General features: G+C 44.5%; 13 protein-coding genes. 9 read left to right on the plus strand and 4 right to left on the minus strand.

The features are described from left to right. Nucleotides 1–117 precede the first annotated feature (117 nt). Nucleotides 118–1,008 carry an AraC family transcriptional regulator gene (locus ACN6KS_RS10715; RefSeq protein WP_440961975.1) on the minus strand — a complete coding sequence of 297 codons (891 nt, stop codon included), beginning with the start codon at nt 1,006–1,008 and terminating at the stop codon, nt 118–120. Nucleotides 1,009–1,149: 141 nt separating this feature from the next. Between ACN6KS_RS10715 and ACN6KS_RS10720 the strand changes: the two genes are divergently transcribed. The 5 genes from ACN6KS_RS10720 (at nt 1,150) to ACN6KS_RS10740 (ending at nt 4,899) form a co-directional block, all read left to right on the plus strand. After that, nucleotides 1,150–1,770 carry a sugar O-acetyltransferase gene (locus ACN6KS_RS10720; RefSeq protein WP_094869395.1) on the plus strand — a complete coding sequence of 207 codons (621 nt, stop codon included), beginning with the start codon at nt 1,150–1,152 and terminating at the stop codon, nt 1,768–1,770. After that, on the plus strand, nt 1,767–3,119 hold the full coding sequence (locus tag ACN6KS_RS10725) for an MATE family efflux transporter (protein ID WP_094869394.1): 1,353 nt from the start codon (nt 1,767–1,769) through the stop codon (nt 3,117–3,119). The genes ACN6KS_RS10720 and ACN6KS_RS10725 overlap by 4 nt, the downstream gene beginning before the upstream one ends. Nucleotides 3,120–3,147: 28 nt before the next feature. Then, the gene (locus ACN6KS_RS10730; RefSeq protein ID WP_341134425.1) at nt 3,148–3,531 is read left to right on the plus strand and encodes a VOC family protein; all 384 of its coding nucleotides are present in this window, start codon (nt 3,148–3,150) and stop codon (nt 3,529–3,531) included. A 12-nt stretch (nt 3,532–3,543) separates the two neighbouring features. Continuing rightward, nucleotides 3,544–4,191, plus strand: a complete 648-nt coding sequence (locus ACN6KS_RS10735) for a sugar O-acetyltransferase (RefSeq protein ID WP_440961976.1) — start codon at nt 3,544–3,546, stop codon at nt 4,189–4,191. Between the two features lie 225 nt (nt 4,192–4,416). Next, on the plus strand, nt 4,417–4,899 hold the full coding sequence (locus ACN6KS_RS10740; protein ID WP_094869392.1) for a DinB family protein: 483 nt from the start codon (nt 4,417–4,419) through the stop codon (nt 4,897–4,899). Between the two features lie 168 nt (nt 4,900–5,067). Here the strand turns inward: ACN6KS_RS10740 and ACN6KS_RS10745 are convergent, their stop codons facing one another. Together ACN6KS_RS10745 and ACN6KS_RS10750 are read right to left on the minus strand one after the other, a co-directional pair. After that, on the minus strand, nt 5,068–6,681 hold the full coding sequence (locus ACN6KS_RS10745) for a response regulator (protein ID WP_280786867.1): 1,614 nt from the start codon (nt 6,679–6,681) through the stop codon (nt 5,068–5,070). Between the two features lie 30 nt (nt 6,682–6,711). Further along, complete coding sequence (locus ACN6KS_RS10750) at nt 6,712–8,550, minus strand: sensor histidine kinase (protein WP_440961977.1); 1,839 nt, start codon at nt 8,548–8,550, stop codon at nt 6,712–6,714. A gap of 298 nt (nt 8,551–8,848) precedes the next feature. Between ACN6KS_RS10750 and ACN6KS_RS10755 the strand changes: the two genes are divergently transcribed. The 4 genes from ACN6KS_RS10755 (at nt 8,849) to ACN6KS_RS10770 (ending at nt 18,873) form a co-directional block, all read left to right on the plus strand. Next, nucleotides 8,849–10,192 carry an ABC transporter substrate-binding protein gene (locus tag ACN6KS_RS10755; protein ID WP_094875067.1) on the plus strand — a complete coding sequence of 448 codons (1,344 nt, stop codon included), beginning with the start codon at nt 8,849–8,851 and terminating at the stop codon, nt 10,190–10,192. A 71-nt stretch (nt 10,193–10,263) separates the two neighbouring features. Beyond that, nucleotides 10,264–11,202 carry a carbohydrate ABC transporter permease gene (locus ACN6KS_RS10760; RefSeq protein ID WP_094869388.1) on the plus strand — a complete coding sequence of 313 codons (939 nt, stop codon included), beginning with the start codon at nt 10,264–10,266 and terminating at the stop codon, nt 11,200–11,202. Between the two features lie 15 nt (nt 11,203–11,217). Then, nucleotides 11,218–12,057 carry a carbohydrate ABC transporter permease gene (locus ACN6KS_RS10765; protein WP_094869387.1) on the plus strand — a complete coding sequence of 280 codons (840 nt, stop codon included), beginning with the start codon at nt 11,218–11,220 and terminating at the stop codon, nt 12,055–12,057. A 153-nt stretch (nt 12,058–12,210) separates the two neighbouring features. Beyond that, on the plus strand, nt 12,211–18,873 hold the full coding sequence (locus ACN6KS_RS10770) for an S-layer homology domain-containing protein (protein ID WP_440961978.1): 6,663 nt from the start codon (nt 12,211–12,213) through the stop codon (nt 18,871–18,873). Between the two features lie 96 nt (nt 18,874–18,969). Here ACN6KS_RS10770 and ACN6KS_RS10775 read toward each other — a convergent pair whose 3' ends face one another. Then, complete coding sequence (locus tag ACN6KS_RS10775) at nt 18,970–19,806, minus strand: AraC family transcriptional regulator (protein ID WP_094869386.1); 837 nt, start codon at nt 19,804–19,806, stop codon at nt 18,970–18,972. Nucleotides 19,807–19,961 lie beyond the last annotated feature (155 nt).

A 19,961-nucleotide genomic window follows, 5' to 3' on the forward strand; every position in this document is an offset into this window, starting at 1 on the left:
GAAAAATAAGCTATTACAACATAAAAAATAGAATTTGATAAACCAAATAGGAGGATAAAATAATGAAAAATGATAAATAAAATAACGGAATTATATTGGGAAGCACCCGTCAACAAGCTAATGGGAAGGTATTCGAGATTTCTTCCGGTAATTCTGAGGCGTCAATCCAGTCTCATTACGAAAAACTGATGAAAAATAGCTCGCACTTTGAAATCCGCAGTTCATTGCAATTTCACTAATCGATCGATTAGTTCCCATCAGCATCTCGGAGCTCTTTTGAATACGATATCGCATCAGATAAGTATTAGGCGTTTGGCCAATGTACGTGCCAAACAACTCGCAACATTTGCTCCTGCAAACAGACCCAGCGGTAGCGATGTCATTCAGGGTCACTTTAAGGTCAAAATGATGATGAATAAATCCCGTCATTTTCCAAACAGCAATCCATGACTGGTCATCATTTATCTGCCCAGGAACCCTCTGTATATGATCTCCGACGTCTGCACAAAGTGAAGTAGCCAGTGAAAGAAGACGTAGTGGCTTGCAAGGAGTGCTGTTCATTTCTTCATAAATCCGATGTAAGGAATGCAGGATTTCCTTTCCCCACGTGCTTTGTGGAGTAATCATAATATAGTCTTCAGTATTAGAACCGAATTTCTCATCCCAATATACTTTGCCTACATGTGTGCTTATTCCGAGTAGTGAAGGATGGACAGCAACGACTATGAATGTACAATCCAATTTTTTAGTGGAAAAACCGTAATGCATACGCTTGCTATTAACGAATATTCCGTTACCATGTTCAATCAGCACAATTTCTCCGTTTACAAAATACTCCATTTTCCCATCTAGCACTAAAATAAATTCCAAGTCCGGATGCCAATGGCATGCTGCTGCATATTTATCGAAATGATTCAGTGCTCCTTTTCGTACGTATAGCGGAAAATCAGGAAGATTATAATTTAGTTCTTCCGATAAATCGGAGAATACTTCCAGTTCTACACTCACAATCACATCTCCCTCAAACAAAATACGATTTTAATAGAATTATATTTGATTTCGGTGGATAGGACTATATAGAAAATATACAATTTTGATATTGCTCGACAATAACACAAAATCCAATAGATTTTATAAGGAGCCAGAAACATGACAATGAGAGAACGTATTGCCTCCGGTAAACTATTTACTGATTACTGTGAAGGACTGCCTGAAGACAGAGTACAGGCAAAAAGAAAAATGCATGCCTTTAATTTAACAACGCCAGATGATCTAGATAAGCGAACACAACTCATGCAAGAGATATTTGGAAGAGAAACGAAGGCGTGGATCGAACCACCCTTTTATTTTTGCTATGGTACAAACATTGAGATTGGTGATGGAACGTACATTAATTTTAATTGTAACTTTGTGGACGACACTAAAATTATTATTGGAAAAAATGTTATGTTCGGTCCATCTGTAACCATTGCTACAGTAGGACATCCTATCCATCCAGACTACAGAGGATATATGTATGCTGATCCGGTGAAAATTGAGAATAATTGTTGGATTGGGGCGAATGTTACAATTTGTCCTGGGGTTACGATTGGAGAAAATACTGTTATTGGTGCGGGCAGTGTTGTGACAAAAGATATTCCGGCTAACTCCATTGCAGTGGGCAATCCATGCAGGGTGATGCGTACCATTAATGAACATGACCTAAAATACTATTACAAGGACAAAGAGATCACTAAAGAAGATCTGGATGAAGAAGCACACTTGAGATGAGAGATAAGCAATTCAATCGCCAATTGCTAAATTTGGTCATTCCGATTGCTTTACAAAACCTCATTTCATCGTTAGCCGTGACAATAGATATATTCATGTTAGGTTTTGTAAACCAGTCTACAATGTCTGCCGTATCGCTGGCTGGGCAAATTACATTTGTTTTAACACTGTTTTATATGGGATTGGCTGCAGGAGTGGGGATTTTGACTGCTCAGTATTGGGGAAAGAAAGATTTGATGACCATTGAACGGGTTTTTAATATCGGATGTACGATGTCTATTATTATATCCGCTATCTTTTTTGGGATATCACTGTTGGTGCCGGATCAATTAATGAGTTTTTTCACAAATGACGACATGTTAATTCGATATGGATCGAGTTTCTTGCGAGTGATCTCGTTCTCCTATCTGATAAGCGGAATATCCCAAATGTACTTTAGTGTAATTAGAAGCATGGAAAATGCCCGTGTGAGTGCCTGGATCAGTTCTATGTGCCTTATATTGAACATTCTCTTGAATGTAATAAGTATTTTCATACTTTATCCGGGTAATTCAGAAAAGGCTATAGTGGCAGTTGCTTTCTCTACAGTTTTGGCACGTATCGTTGAATTTGGTTGCTGTATCATCCACTCGATCAAATCAAATATAAAGTTTAGGTTACCTTTACGTGACATGGTTCAGCGTAATTTGATTAAGGATTTTTTGAGGTATACACTACCTGTCCAAGGAAATTATATGGTTTGGGGATGCGCATTAACTGTGACATCTGCAATTATTGGACATGTTAATGCAGATATGGTCGCTGCAAATTCAGTTGCCTCGGTCGTCAAGAATCTGGTTATTGTATTATGTGGAGGTATTGCAAGTGGTGGTTCCGTGCTTGTTGGTAAATATCTAGGCAATGGCGAAATTGAAATGGCTAAAAAAGCTGGGAAAATATTAAATGTATATGCTATCTTGTTTGGTATCGTTGCAGGTATCACTTTGCTAATACTGAAGCCTATAGTGTTTCTGCTTGTCAATTTGGATGATCAAGCACAAATTTATTTGAGTGGAATGCTTCTTGTCTGTGCTTATTGTTGTCTTCCGAAATCGATAAACTCCACGACAATTGGAGGAATATTTGTTGCTGGAGGGGATTCTAGATTTGGCTTTTGGTGTGACACGATTGTAATGTGGGGCATCATATTACCATTAGGATATATGAGTGCGTTTGTGTGGCATCTCTCCCCTATAACGATATTTATTATCCTCAATTTAGACGAGGTTATTAAAGCCCCGATTGCCTTAATGCGTTATTTTAAATTTAAATGGCTTAACGATATTACGAGGGATTATGTTCGAAACTAAAACATATAGTGACGGAAGGGAGATTTATATGAAAATTGAACATATTGCTATGTATGTACAAGATTTAGAGAGCTGTAGACAATTTTATAGTCAATTTTTTAATGCTGAGTCAAATAGACAATATCATAATCCCAAAACGGGATTAAGAACCTATTTCCTCACGTTTGAGGGCGGCGCGAGATTGGAGATTATGAGCAGACCGGATATGGTAGAAGGAGTTCATGATCTCTTGCGGACGGGCTTAACTCATTTAGCTTTCAGCTTAGGCAGTAAGGAACAAGTCGATCTGCTAACCAAGCAATTGGCAGAAGCGGGCTTTAGAACGTTAAGTGGGCCGCGGACCACAGGTGACGGATATTATGAAAGCAGTATTTTAGGGCCGGAAAACATTCAAATTGAACTTACTGTCTAAAAACTAAAAGAGGTGAACCTTTTGACAGAAGAAGAGCGAATATTCAAAGGGATATTATACAATCCAGGTAACACAGAACTAAAGCGTATAAAGCTTCTCGCCCACAATTTGAGTAGCCAATATAGTCGAACATTTGAGGATGAGACAGAGGAGCGGGAAGTGATATTGTCACGGTTACTTGATAGCATAGGTGAGCATAGTTTTATCCAGGGTCCCATTTTTTTTCATTATGGTGTTCATACAAAAATTGGTAATCATTTTTTTGGAAACTATAACCTTACAGTCCAGGATGATGCACAGGTTACGATAGGTGATCATGTGAGTTTTGGACCTAATGTAACCATCGTTACACCTATTCACCCATTCGTTGCCTCCGAGCGCAGGCAAATGCTTGATCAAAATGGTGATGCTGCGTCTTTATGCTATGCTAAGCCTGTTAGCATTGGTAACGATGTTTGGCTCTCAGCAAATGTAACGGTATGTGGAGGTGTTACGATTGGTGATCGATGCGTAATCGGTGCAGGTAGTGTCGTGACCCAGGACATCCCAGAAAATTCTTTTGCTGCAGGTGTACCGTGTAAAGTAATCCGTAAAATAACCAATTTGGATAGCATGCGCCATAAACCGGAAATACTTTCAGATTGCGATATAATCGAGTAGAAATGTAACATCCTGAACCATAGACCAGATTTTTGATTAAATAGAGACCGCTGAAGAGGGATGTATATTATGCGGAAATCATGAATATTACGAAAAGCCCTTTTTCCTCACACTAAAATGAAAAATCACATTTTTAGATTGTTTGTAACAAGACATGTGACAGGTTATAATTTAATTGGTATGACTAAGTAATCGTTGCTTAACGACTAATAAAGGAGTTTTAAAATGTACAGAACAGTTCAAGATTTTCTAGGAGATTGGGCAAGTGCTTCTGCAGGGACAATTCGTGTTCTTGAATCGCTTACCGATGATAAATTAGATCAGGTAATTGTGGAAGGTCACAGCTCATTGGGATGGTTAGGTTGGCATTTGGCAACCTGTCCGATGTTCTTTGGGGGTCAGGTAGGATTAACACTTACTCCAGTAGGCAATCCGAAGGAAGTTCCAGCTCAAGCGAGTGTGATTGTTGAGGCTTATAAGAATATTGCGGCTAATATTGCTTCTGAAGTAGAGAAATTAACGGACGAACAAATGGTTGAGAGTGTGCAGACCTTTGCTGGATTAACGCCTCGTGGTGCTATGCTTAGATCGCTGATTGATCATCAGACACATCATCGTGGTCAAATGACAGTTCTCTTACGTCAAGCAGGTCTTCCTGTACCAGGCGTAATTGGTCCTACTAGAGAAGAACAAGCTCAAATGAAATAATTACGGGTACTTGCCTCTGGTGATAGCTTACCGAATAGGGCTGGTATTACGAACAAAAAATCTCGTTCCCCAGACCTTTGTCTCGGAAACGAGATTTTTTGTTGCCGGATGGAGTCGTATCTATTATTGCGTAGGATTGCAGCTTCCTTTGCTGGGTTCGGTGATCACTTAGTGACCTGTTTCAATTTGTTGCATATATTCTCTGGGAGAACTCCCCGTCACTTTCTTGAAGACCTTACTGAAATAGAAGGCACTTTCATAACCAAGTTTTTGTGAAATTTCGTAAATACGCCCATCTCCTCGTGCCATCATTTCCTTGGCTGCAGTGATTTTGGTTTCCGTGATATATTCCACATAGTTGACCTTAGCGACTTTGGAGAACAGATGGCTCAAATAGTTGGGACTGAAATTAAAGACATCTGCCACTTGGTTCAGTGAAAGCTTAGTGCCGAGATTTCTTTTGATGTATTCCTGGACATTTTTGACGATTTGTTCTTTATAGCTTTGTCTTCGAGTAGAGAGAATTTCCGAGCAGCCGTCACGGAACTTAACCAGCCAGCCGGCGATTTCTTCAATTGTATGCATCTGATAGATGGACCGGTAACCTTCCGGCTCATTTTCGAAGATATGCTCGACAATGTTTTCTCCATCCGCAAGAAGCGAAGTAGCCATATATAGAATATTGCAGGCAGCATCGGTAGCGGGTACCAATAAGTCAGGCCGGTCTTCGAAGATTTCGATCATTTTGGAGATGATGGTGTACAAAGCAAGGGTATCTAGTTCTTCAAAAGCACGGCGGATCTCCGAACGAGATTCGGAGAAATCAAAGAGTGAATGCTCCTGCTCAAGTGATTCACCTTCTGCAAAGAAAACAAAAGACCGTTCTTTCACGGCAATCGGCAATGCCTTTCGGGCTGCTAGATAGCTCTCCCGCAGCAAATAAGGGTCTTCGACTGCAAACCCTATGGCACCAATAATCGTTACATTGAAATAGTTATGTAGTACAGATGCCATGTCTTTAAGTTGCTTCTCAATGTCAGACATCCAGTTACGGGGATCTACTCCGGGGACAGGCAGAGCAACGGCAAAATTGCGCAAGTCCAGACTGGTTACATAGCAGGGCTTTATAGAAGCCAGTGTGTCCTTTGCCATTTGTACTGTACTTGAACATAAGGCGACCAGCTTATCCCCACGGGGTGGGACAGTGTCCGGTCCTAGAATCCGGCAAGTGCATACGAGGTAGGCGGGCTCGGACAAATCTAACGCCAAATCCTCAATCTGCAGAAGGTACTGGTTCTTATTCTCGAACAGGTTGTTGAATAGACGAATGAAGAATTTATCACGTTGCGCCTGAAGATTGCTGCGGTGAACAAGTTTAGGGTAGCTTTCCATCGTCTGGTAGCTTTCAAGAAAGGAGATCGCCTTTCGAATGGATTCGGCCAGTGCTTCCGGTGTGAGTTCCAGCTTTACCAGATAATCGGTGGCCTGTACCTCTATGGCTGCGCGCGCGTATGGAAATTCTTCATAACTGGTCAACATAATGAACAATGGAAGACGACCATATTTTTGGCGTACTGAAGCGGCAACCTCCAAACCGCTTTTTATTGGCATTTTAATATCGCTGATTACAATGTCCGGGCGGAGGGTGTCAATCATTTCTTCTTCTTGGGCACCATTGTGCGCGATGCCTACAATCTCTATATGATATTGCTCCCATTTCAGCATAGACTGCAAGCCGATACAGACTAGAGCTTCGTCGTCGGCGATTAATAATTTGATCAATATGACCACATCCTTGCTAGATTTGCCAATCTACTCTTTTTGCATATAGGGTAGAAGGATTTTCATTCGGGTATATCGGCCCAACGCACTCTCAATCGAAAGACCGTAATTCTCCCCAAAGGCTAGCCGTAAACGCTCATTTACACTACGGAGTCCAACGTTCTCGAACACACCCTTAGCTTCATCCTCCGCATCACACAGAATGGTAGAGATTTGTTCTTCCTTCATGCCAATACCGTTGTCTTCAATTGTGACCAGGATATCGGCAAAACCGCTTTTCTTCACCGTGATCAGTATATCTCCTCTACCTTTGGGCTCGATGCCATGGAAGATAGCATTCTCAACCAGGGGCTGTAGCGTGAAACGGGGAATCAGGCCGGAGAGCAGTCCCTCATTCTCAATTTCCTTCACCATCGAGACCGTACTGCCATACCGGTATTTTTGAATCAGAAAATAGTCATCAAGCAGGCTTAGCTCATCTTTTAACGGCATTAGCCTCCGGTTGTCTTTGGCAATGCTGCGCAGCAATCTGGAGAGTGAGGTAGTCATTTCTGCAATGCCGGTGGCATTCTGAATCGTAGCCATCCATTTGATCGAATTCAGTGTATTGTATAAAAAGTGGGGATTGATCTGACTCTGTAACATCCGGTATTCCAACTCCTGTTTCTGCTTCTCGTCTGCAAGTTGACTATCCATGAGTGCAACAATGTCCTGAGACAGTCGGTTGATCCCCCGTCCGACATCACCGAGCTCACTATTCCATTCAATATTGCGGTCCAGTAGGAAATTGCCCTGGGCAATCTTATCAATTCGCTTCTTTAATTTCTCTACCGGGAGACTGATGGTACGGGTTAAGTACAAGGTAATAATGCCGCTTAAGACGATAACCAATAAACAAACGCCGAGCATGACTAGAATCCATATATTTGTTTTGGGTGCGAACAAGTCATTAGGTAATGTCTGAGACAGAATCACACCGTTGCGTACGGGATAAGAGACCAGGATTTGGCTTTCTTCCTCCTCCAGCTTAATCATGGACAGCTCGGTTTGTGGTCCAACAGGTTTCTCATTGGTATAGGATACCGGTTCATAAGGTTGTGTAATGGAAATTACTTTATCGCCAATGATCTGATAATGATGGTTGCCGAGCGTTAGCAGCATTCGGGAATTCTCTGGCAGGGAATAACCTTTCAGTTTGTCGGTAATTAAGGAAGTATTAGCGAGTAAATAAACCGTTCCAATCCGGGCAGCACCATCTCCGTAAATCGGTAGAATAAATGGGATTCCGTTCGTGGTGGAGAGCGGGTCCTTGATCACTTGTTCCCACTGCTCCACAGCATCTTTGTTAAGACCGGGAATTTGACCGATATTGTGAACAGTAAGTGGAATAGAAGTACTGACGGAATTATCCAACTGGAGGAACTTTCCGTTGTTACCCGTCACAATCAAGCGGCGGACATAGCTATTGGAGCGGTTGATCCGAAAATCCTCCTGCATGGCGTTAAAGACATTAACAGCATCCTTGGCACTTGCCTTTGGAGATACAAAATAATCAGTAAGTAATGTATTGGTGGACGAGTTGGTGCTGCTGGTCATCGCCAAAGAGGACAGATTAATCAAATCTTGTTCAATAATATGGGAAACCAGCTGAAGGTTGAACTCGGTCGCCTGAATGGTTGTTTTACGCTGATAATAGGTGATCAATTCATAGCTGAAAAAAGACAGCAGAGCGGCGATTAGTAGCGCGAATAGAGTCATGATGAGAATAATACGGCTTTTAATAGTGGATTTTCTTACCGTTGTGAACACTCCTCTATGAAATGCGGAAATATATAAAGCGGTTTCAAAAATATCCTTGAATAAATGCATGTGTAAAGTGAATCTTCTATTTATAATTTATAATATACTTAACTAGTTTACCGATATCCATATTAACAACATAGCATATTCCTGCAATTCCATACAGTGGACGGCAGAGGAGCTGAGAAATTTACATGTTTTAAATAGGATTTTACAGGTTTGAAGCAAGGAGGAAAAGAAGAACAAAGAAAAGTGAATGAACTGAGTTTGAAAATACATGCCATTCTAGATGGGAAAGTCTTAAACTTTGAAATAGATCGGATGAGCCGATCAGTGTAAACAATCAGAAGGAAAAGGGGATTTTTATATGAAATTGAAAAGATTCTATGGCATGACTTTCGCCACAATACTCTCCCTAAGTGCGCTGGCCGGATGTTCCGGTAATAACAACAACGAAGGTAGTGCTGCAACAGCTGCTCCACAAAAGAGCAATTCTGCAAACGCTTCCGCTGAACCGAAACAGGATCCTGTGACCTTGAAATGGGCATTGTGGGATTGGGAAGCCACAGCATACTACCAGCCGTTGATCGAAGCCTATAAAGCTGAGCATCCGAATGTAACAATCGAATATGTCGATCTTGGTTCCACGGACTATATGACCATGCTAAGTACACAGTTGTCCGGCGGTGCCGATCTGGATGTTCTTACGATTAAGGATATTCCTGGATACTCAAACCTCGTGAAACAAAATCACTTGGAGCCGCTCAAGGGCTTTATGGGCGACAAAAGCATTGATCCATCCGTTTACGGCGGTACTGTAGAACAGATCGAAGTGAACGACGAAGTGTATGCGCTTCCTTTCCGTAGTGATTTCTGGGTCGTTTACTACAATAAGGATTTGTTCGACAAAGCAGGAGTGGAGTACCCGAGCAACGATATGACATTTGACCAATATGATGAACTAGCTAGAAAAATGACCTCCGGCAGTGGTGCTGAAAAAGTATATGGAGCCCACTACCATACTTGGCGGAGTGCAGTTCAATTGTTCGGTATTCTAGACGGCAAGAACAACGTTGTTGGTGGCAACTATGATTTCCTGAAGCCAACCTATGAACGGATCTTGAAAGAACAGGAAGATGGAATCGTTATGGATTACGCTACACTGAAGACTTCAAGTACGCATTATTCTGGTGTATTCTACAACAATTCCGTTGCCATGATGAATATGGGTAGCTGGTTTATAGCGACACAAATTGAAAAGGTGAAGAGCGGCGAGTCCCAATCAACCCACTGGGGAATTGTGAAATATCCTCACCCGGATGGTGTAGAAGCAGGCACAACCCTAGGTACAATTACTTCCCTGGCTGTAAATCAGAAATCTAAAAATAAAGAAGCTGCCCTTGATTTCATGAACTTTGTGACGGGTGAAGAAGGTGCCAAAGTTATTGCTTCCACCGGAACCATTCCAGCGATTAAGAACGATGAAGTTATCCAATCCATCACATCCATTGACGGTTTCCCTGCGGATGAGAACAGTAAGGCAGCACTGACTACGGTTCAGACGTATCTGGAAATGCCAATGCATGAAAAGAGTGCAGATATTGAAGTCATCCTGAACGAAGCCCACGATAACATTATGACCAAAAACGCTTCGATCGACGAAGGTTTGAAGGATATGAATACGCGCGTACAGCAGCTCTTGAACAATTAACCTGAAGAGAGTTGGTGAATTCTAAGGGCGGGTGTATGCCCGCCTTTTATAGAAGGTTTGGAGGAGAAAGCATGCAGAACGAAACCATATTGGGTACAAAAAAGATCCCTAAACGACATTTGTCTAAAGGTGTCCGGGAAAACCTGGTAGCTTACAGCTTCATTGCGCCAAACTTTATCGGATTTGCCGTGTTTACGCTGGTACCCATGTTCTTTGCCTTTATTCTTGCTTTTGTGAAATGGGACGGGGCCAATCCAATGAAGTATATCGGACTGGACAATTTCACCCGGCTTATCAAAGATACAACATTTCACAAAGCATTATGGAATACCATTGTTTACACTATTGGCGTAGTACCGTTCACTATGATTGTGGCGCTCGCGCTGGCCATTCTGCTTAATCAGAAGATAATGGCCCGCAATTTCATGAGAACCGTATTCTTTTTCCCATATGTAGCTTCATTGGTAGCTGTTGCTGCCGTATGGAACTTTATCTTTAGCCCTACGATGGGTCCGATCAACAATATTCTGCATACCCTTACCGGCATCCCACTGGAGGAGCTTCCCCGCTGGGCAGCGGATAAACACTGGGCGATGTTCACCGTAATACTGTTTACGGTATGGAAAAACATGGGGTATTACATGGTCATTTACTTGGCAGGTCTTCAGGGGATCAACCCTGAATTGTACGAGGCTGCTGAACTTGATGGAGCCAATGCATGGAGAAGATTCCGCAATGTGACGGTCCCTCAGCTGGCGCCTACATCCTTCTTTGTGCTGATGATTCTAGTCATCAATTCATTCAAAGTCTACGATATCTTTATCAACCTATTTGCCGGCGCTGATAACCAGCTGAACGATTCTACAAGGGTTATGGTTTATCAAATCTACAATACGGCGTTCCGTTCGCTTGATTACGGATATGCCAGCGCCATGGCCATTGTATTGTTTCTGCTGGTACTTGGCATCACCATCGTCCAGTTCCGCGGCGAGAAGAAATACGGACAATAGGAGGATTCAAAAGATATGGTGGGTACAAATAAAGGAATTAGAATCGGCACAATGGTGCTAGTGTATATTTTGTTATTTGCGACAGTGCTCTGTATGCTTGTTCCATATATATGGATGTTGTCTTCTTCACTCAAGCTGAACAAGGATGTGTTCTCGTTTCCGATGCAATGGATTCCGGCAAATCCGCGCTGGGAGAATTTCGTGGATATCTGGACCCGAATTCCGCTGGACCGCTTCATTTATAACACAGCGAAATTATCAATTATCGTAACGATATTGCAGCTACTGACTTCAAGCTTTGCTGCTTATGCGTTCTCCAAACTGCAATTCAGAGGGAAAAATGTATTATTCCTTGGATATATCGCTACGATTGCGATTCCTTGGCAGGCATATATGGTGCCGCAATTTATCTTGATGCGTTACATGGGACTTAATAATACCCATCTGGCAATCATTCTATTGCAGGCATTCTCGGCTTTCGGAGTATTTCTGATGCGCCAGTTCTATCAGGGAGTCCCAGATGAATTATGCGAGGCGGCCCGAATCGATGGCTTGAGCGAATATGGGATTTGGGCGAGAATCATGCTGCCGTTATCTAAGCCAGCCTTGTCCACATTGACGATCTTCACCTTTGTTGCCACATGGAATGACTTTTTGGGACCAATGATTTATTTGACGGATACAAAGCTTAAGACCATTCAAATTGGACTCCGAATGTTTATTTCGCAATATTCCGCCGAATACGGTCTAATTATGGCTGCAAGTGTGGTTTCCATTATTCCGGTTGTGATTGTTTTCTTGGCACTTCAGAAGTACTTCGTGCAAGGCGTCGCAGCATCTGGTATTAAAGGCTAGATAGGTTGAACCTGGCAGTTGCAGTCTTCGCATGCTGCCAGTTTTTTTAGCTTACCTATGAAATGAATGCGCTTTCTTGTTGTCTTTGCCGTTGACAAATTCCAGCATGGAGCATACCGAAAAGCTATTTTCAGCAAAAAGGAGGATTAGAGAATGAACAGAAAGTACGCCATTGGAAAAAAGTTAATCTCAATAATGATGACCACTGCGCTCGTAGTAGGAATGTTTCCGGCATTCCATATGCCAACTGTATTTGCGGCTACAATGGATCCGATCTTCGCAGCTGCCCATATGGGCGTGCAGACATCTGCAGAAACTACTTTGCCTGCTAGCATTGATATTGGAGGCCAGTCTGCAACTGTGAAATGGAATATTGGCGAAGATACCTTTGCCGTACCTTATGACACAGTGTCAGTAACTGGTACAGCGAACGGAGAACCGGTTGTTGCCAGCGTAGAAGTTATCCCATCTTCAAACCATCCATTGGTTTACTTTGTGGATAGCGGCAGGGGTGGAGATTCCGTAGGAAATGTCCCTACTGCTTCGCCGTTGTACGAAGCAGTCAAAACGCTGACAGGTAGCTTGCTAATCAACCAGTCACCGGATCAGAAATATGTCAGCGGAACGACAATCTGGGGATTTGATGATTCCATAAACAAAGTGAAAAACTCCAAAGACGGGGGACTTGCCGATCCTGTAACTGATCCATCTATATGGACAGTAGGACTTCGTGCCGACCCTACTAGCAATCATATTGTATATAAATTAATGGCTCCAGAAGCTGGAACCTATACACTCAGTAGTGGTTTCCATGATTGGTATGGCAGCCGCACTCGAGTAATACAGCCTCAGATCGAATATAAGGATACAAATGGGGTAACAAAGACGATATCGTTTGCACCATTCAATACTAATGTCACTCAGCTTATTTCCGGCGAATTCACTATTCCCGGTGATATCGACGCTAGCAGTCCTATGACATTAACCTACGCCTATGTTTCCGGTGAGAAACCTATCTTGAGCTGGTTCGCCATTGCTAAGGGCGGGATTCAGAAAGAGATCGAAGAGGCTCGGCAGACCGCAGCTTCTACGGTCAAGGTTCTGCTCGACGGCAACGATATTAAAGCAGACAATGTCAACGGCCTCACGTTCAAGGGATTTGGCGTACTGAGTGCCAACAGCACCAGTGCCCTATTGATGGACTATAAGGCAGAGCATCCGGATGCATACATGGAGATGCTGCGGATTCTGTTCGGTGGAGATCATCCCATTATGACGCATGTAAAAATCGAGATGGGCAATGACCGCAACAATTCTACCGGTCCGGACCCGGCTACCATGCGTACGGCCGATGAAGAAGCCAATGTCACCCGGCATCCCGGATTCCAGCTTGCGGCAGACGCCAAGGCTACGAATCCGAGTCTCAAGGTCAGCATTCTGCGATGGAGTGCTCCGGCCTGGGCAAGCAACAACGATAAAATCTATACCTGGTATAAAAAGACGATTCTTGCCGCTTACCGAGAGTATGGTTATATGGTCGACTACGTGAATCCTCATATCAACGAGCATTCGCCGGATTTGACATGGACCAAACAGTACGCTGAGCGAGTTAAAACAGATAACGAAGGTTTTGCAAGTCCAGAGGAGCAAGCGCTCTATAACCAGATCAAGGTTGTGATCTCTGATGAAGTAGGGATCGGTTCCTTTGGCGGCAGTATGGTAAGCGACGCTTCACTAAGGGATGCGGCTCCGATCGCCGGATATCACTATAACACTGACGACGACAGCGCAGGAAATTTCAAAAAGCTCGCAGAGCAATATGATATTGAAGTATGGAACAGTGAGGCGCAGTCAACCTTCAGTAACTCTGCTTTCCGTCCCAACAATAATGTGAAAGACCCTACAGTGGAAGGAACCGGCATCGGCGGTGTTGGCAGTCCGCTGGAGATGAGCAATACGATTATTAAAGGATTCGTCAATTCCCGCCGGACGCATTTTATTTATCAGCCAGCCATCGGTTCATTCTACGAGGGTGGACAATATTCATTTAAGGAACTAGTTAGCGCGCGTGATCCGTGGTCGGGCTGGATTCACTATGATGCAGGTCTTGTTACACTGCAGCATTACAGCTGGTTCGCAAATCTGGGCTGGGAGAACGAGAATAATACGGCAGAGATTTGGAGAGCGGTTCCTAAGGCTAGCTCTACGGGGGCAACAGGCACTAACCCTGTCAGCGGCCGCAACGGTTCTCCTAGCTATATGACTCTTGCTGCACCTGACAAGAGTGATTTCTCGACCGTTATCGTAAATGACAGCGAGTATGCTAAAACCTACAAGCTACAGACAGTCAATATGGGTTATACGGACAATCCATCACTGGAAGTGTGGGAGACTCGTGCGGCAGACGAGGGAAAAGCTTTTAACAGCAATTATATGAAATATCTCGGGGATATCGTTGCTGATGGCAGTGGGGTTTATACCATTCATGTCAAACCATATTCGACAGTGACCGTGACCACTTTGGAGAATAAGGATAATGAGGCATTTCAGACGCCGATACCTGTAGAAGGCGACCGCACCGTGCTTGATACCGATGCAACGGGCAGGGTGCAAAATACCACAGACAATATCCTGTATGCGGATGATTTTGACTATTCCAATCAATCCGTTGTGAAAATCGGGGCAGGTGGGCAGAGTGTGGGCACCCAAAGCTATATAGAATCCCGTGGCGGCTCTAAAAGTGTGATACCGCGCTATACGCATGACCGTAACGGCGCATTCGAGGCTTATCTTCCGGACGGGACGGACAACTATGTTCTGCGCCAACAGCTGGATACCGAAATGATGGGGCTAGGTGGCACTTGGAACGGTGGAGACCCCGTAACAGCTATCGGTGATAACCGCTGGACGAATTACAAGGCCAGTGTAGATGTTTCATTCGAGACGAACAATACGCAGGGCGGAGCCAATTATGCTGCGATTGGTGCACGGTATCAAGGAGGTGGCAGCTCTCACACTATAAACGGCACACCTTATGTGCTGAAATTCTGGTTTGACGGAGGCTGGCAGCTACTGGTCAATAATAGTGCAGTAGCGAGTGGGAATGTAGTGAGCGGTTCCGGTGGAGTTAAGCTGGCTGGATTCAACGCCGCACATGATGCCTGGCATAACATTGCCATTCAGGTTGCAGGCGATAAAGTAACTGCTTATCTGGAAGATGTGAAACTGGCTTCTTATACCGATCCCAACCCTGAATTGTCTGGTCGGGTAGATTTAGCCAGCGGATATTATCATGTTCGCTTCGACAATTTGAAAGTTGAGACGGTTGACGGCTATGCGCCGTACTATTCCGAACTACTGGATAATCTTGAAATGTATGACCTGGCAGCTACACCTAACCCTAAATTGCAATACAACGGATTGTGGAGTCATCAAAATGGTGCCGGTATGTATATTTACCAACGTTCCTTATCCACTAGTCAAGGTGCGGATGCAACGATGGAATATTCTTTTGAAGGCACTGGGCTAGATATTCTGGGACCGAATAATGGCTCGGCTAAGTTAGAAGTGACTGTTGATGATGAAATTGTCATGCTGTCAGCCGATACGATGGCCTCTAAAGAACTTTACCAAACGTACACGCTTCGCGGACTTAAATATGGACAGCATAACGTTCAGATAAGGGTATTAAGCGGCACTTTGGTTGTGGACGCGGTGGCAGTTGTTTCCGGTGAAGTAAAAGGTGCTGTGGATACAGCAACGCTGCAAGCCGCAGTAACCGCTGCAAAAGAAATTAACAAGCTGGATGAGTATCCTGAGAGAGATTGGCTGCTTTTTGCCACCGCACAGCGTGCCGCAGAGGAAGCGCTGGAGAATGCGGCTGACTACAGATTGGATCAAGAAGGAGCCATTCATCTTGCGGGACGTCTCACTTCCGCTCAGAACCAGTTGACTACAGGGGATGTAAGGGAGCTTGCGGCTCCTCAGGATACTGCCACTTCTGTCGGTAAACTGCCGACTCTTCCTGATAAGCTGGAGGCTACCCGTGAAGACGGATCTAAATTACTTGTGCCAGTGAAGTGGAATGTAGGTGCAGTTAGCTTCAACACGCCGTATGAAAGGGTAGCTGTAACTGGTACTTATGGCAATCTAAAAACCACTGCTTATGTAGAAGTGGTGCCAGAAGGTCTCGTATACTTTTTGGATGTTGGTGTTTCGGCGGATGGTGTCACACCACCCTATACGGTGATCAAAAATTTCGTGGGCGACAGCCTCCTGAACAGCACTGCGGATCAACTATCAACAGGTGCTATGTGGGGTCATACCAATACAGGAGCAAATTATAATCTCAAGGGGCTCGGAGGTGCCGTGGTTATTACGGATAAAACTCAGACAGGTGTCTACAGCTCGAATACAAAGAATACACCTCTGATCTACACCCTCCCACTAAACGCAGGGAAGTACACGATTACATCATTCCATCGGGACTGGTGGAATATGAGCAACCGTACGATGGATATTACGCTTAGCTATATGGATGCTGAAGGGAAAACGGTGAACGAAACGGTTAAGACCGGTGTACTCGCAGGTCCTAACGGTGTCACGATCAATCATGACTTCACACTACCCGTGAGCGGTGTCGTGAAATATGCGATAAACAACACGAACAGTCAGGCATCTGTGATCAGTTACTTAGCTGTGGCGAAGGACAGGGTCAGCATTGCCAATGAGCAAGCTGTGAACGAGGCCAAGAGTATTATAGAAGGCGCTGCATACAGCGTGCAGAAGACAACAGCTAACAGCGAGGACAAAGTCCGGACTTGGCTGCTCCAAACGATGAACGGCTTGATCGGGTTCAGTGATACAGGGGTTACGATAGGTGACATCACCCTATCTTCGTTCCAGGAAGCCACGGATGACACAGCCGGCAGCTTCAGCTTCACGGTAACGCTGAGCAAGGGCGAGGCGAAGGCGGAAGCTGCAGCCAGCGGATCGATTAAGCTGCCGGAGCCGGATCGTCTTCAACCGGTGATTACCCTGAATGGTGAGGCTACTGTTAATCTGCCGATAGGATCTGAATATACAGATGCCGGAGCCTCAGCGTATGACAACGAAGACGGTGACATCACAGACCGCATCACTACAACGGTCAGCAGTGAAGTGTATGGTCTAACTGAATTAGATACGGCGAAAGCGGATATCTACACTTTCCATTACAATGTCAGCGATGCTGCAGGCAACGCGGCTACTGAAGTTACCCGAAAAGTAATCGTATCGGAAGATCCGGATGTATTGAAGCCGATCATTACCCTGCTTGGTGAACCATCTGTTCAACTGGATAATGGTGCTAGCTATACAGATGCTGGAGCCACAGCAGTAGATGACCGCGATGGCGACATCACAGAACGTATTACAGCTACGATTACGAAGGATGGAAACAGCATCGAAACGCTAGATACTACAGTGGAGGGTACTTACATTTATCATTATAATGTGAGCGATTCCGTAGGCAACGCGGCAGCAGAAGTCACTAGAACAGTTACAATTGCCGAAGCTCAGCAACAGCCGACTTCAACACCAACGGCAGAACCAACACCGACAGTTGAACCCACAGCAAGTCCGGCGCCAACACCTGCACCTGCAGTGACCCCGGGCCCAGTGTCAACAACAGCGCCGACGATATTACCAACATCAACACCGCTGACGCAAACCACACGGATTCTTGACAGAGATGATTTTACCGCTCCGGTTGGAGGGGTTATAACGGTTCAGCTTAACGAAACTACAGATTCTGTACTGCTTCCTGAGGGGTTATCAGAACTCATCGGAGTAAATACGCTACGTCTCGTATGGCCTACGTTAACTATTCAGCTGACTCCGGAAGCGCTGAAGAGCATCCAAGAGAAAGCTGGGGGAGATCAAGCAGATGGGGCACGCCTCAAGCTCTCGGCCGGGAAGGTATCAAGAGCTGTCGTGGAACAGCTTATGAATAACCCGGCTGTCAACCGTTCGGTTCAGTTAACTGCTGCAAGCGATGTAATTAACTTCAGCTTGGAAGGTATAGGTGTGGACGGTACTGCCATTCCGATCCCCCGTTTTGACAAGCCATTGACGATTACCTTCACCGTCGATTCGGATGCCAATACCGATTTGCTCGGCCTCTACTATATCGCCGGGGACGGAGCTCTTGAGTTTATGGGAGGAACGCTAACTACTGGAATATGGAATGCGGAAATACAGCATTTTAGCCAGTTTGCGGTCCTGGAATATGACAAGGTTTTCTCGGATGTCAGTGCAGATAGTTGGGCTAGTAATGTTATTAAGACCATGGCTGCCAAACATATTATGCAAGGCATTTCTAATACCGAATTTAATCCACAGGGGAAAGTGACAAGAGCACAATTCGCGACCATGATTGCAAGAGCGTTAGGGTTAGAGGCAGGAGGTCATTCGACGTTCGTTGACGTGGACTCCAAAGCCTGGTATGCCGAAGCCGTTGCAGCTGTAAGCGAAGCGGGCATTGTATTTGGCCGCAGTTCGGATACTTTCGCACCGGATCACAGCATCACCCGTGAGGAAATGGCTGTGATGATCGTCAGGGCTTATGAATATTTACATGGCAGCAAGGTAGAAGAAGTTTCTGCGGGCTCGTTCAGTGATTATTCCCAGATTCATGACTGGGCACAGAAGTCAGCAAGGATTGCTGAGCAGACGGAGCTCATTAAGGGACGCGGCAATAAGCAATTCGCGCCTCAAGAGCTGATGACCCGTGCCGAAAGTGCACAAGTCATTGCCAATCTGCTGGGGCATTTGTAAGGCCCATACTTCTATGAACCTGGCAGCTGCTGTAGCGGGCTGTCAGGTTCTTTATAGTTTCAGATTACAATTGCGGAGCGTTGATAAGTGGCAAGATCAGCTTTTTTTGCCGTATTTTCCAGGTGGAATGCCCGTGATGTTCTTGAAGGTACGAATGAAATTGGCATAGTCATTGAAGCCGGATAGATAACAGGTATCGGAAACGGAGTTTCCAGCGGTTAAGAGCTGTTTGGATAACGCGATCTTTTTCAGCAGGACGTAACGGTAGATTGTTCCTCCGGTCTGTTGCTTGAACAGGTGACTAAGATAATATTTATCGACGTTCAACTCCCCGGCGATCTGCTCAAGCGATAGATTCAGATGGAGATGGTTATCAATATAGCTCATGGCTGTTTGAATATGTGAGGAAATAATGCTAGGTATAGTGGAAACGGTACGGCTATATAGCTCATTAATGAGGACAAGGATCTGAATCAGATATGTAAGGGCCAAAACCTCGCTGCCGTATTGAGGGTTCTCCAAGGATGCAATCAGGCAGGAAGCAAGCGCCATATACTCTGCAAGCAGCGCTTCATCCATTTGAGCCAGATTATACTCTCCGTTCTGACGGTTCTGGAAGCAGGCGAGCAGATTTGTAGTTGCGGTACAGAAGGGATATACAAGTGGAGCTTTGAAATGAATAGTTAAACGTTCGTAAGGCTCCGGAGATAGATTAATGATTTTATGAATCTCGTGATTGTTGAATAAGAGCACATTGCCCCGCTGAAGCGGATAGCTATATTGATCCACAAATCCGTTCACCGTGCCGCCTAAAAATAGGAAGATTTCAAAGTGATCATGAATATGAAAATCTTTGGTGGGTGAGATCGGTGAATTGCCGATGCCCGCCAGTATGTCGCCTTCGAACGGCTGATAATACTGGGCATGTTTCATCGAGAGAGCCCCTTTCAAATTGATCGCAAGATACGCAATAAATGATCATAAATCGCAAAGACATTGCAATAACATAACACTAAACTATAGAAGAAGATTACGCAATCAACCAAGTATATAGCTGGTCAGAACAAGAGTAACGGGAACCTGCATCT

Origin of the sequence: Paenibacillus nitricinens (genome assembly GCF_052056485.1) — a bacterium.
In the GTDB taxonomy this organism is placed as follows: Bacteria; Bacillota; Bacilli; order Paenibacillales; family Paenibacillaceae; genus Paenibacillus_AQ; species Paenibacillus_AQ nitricinens.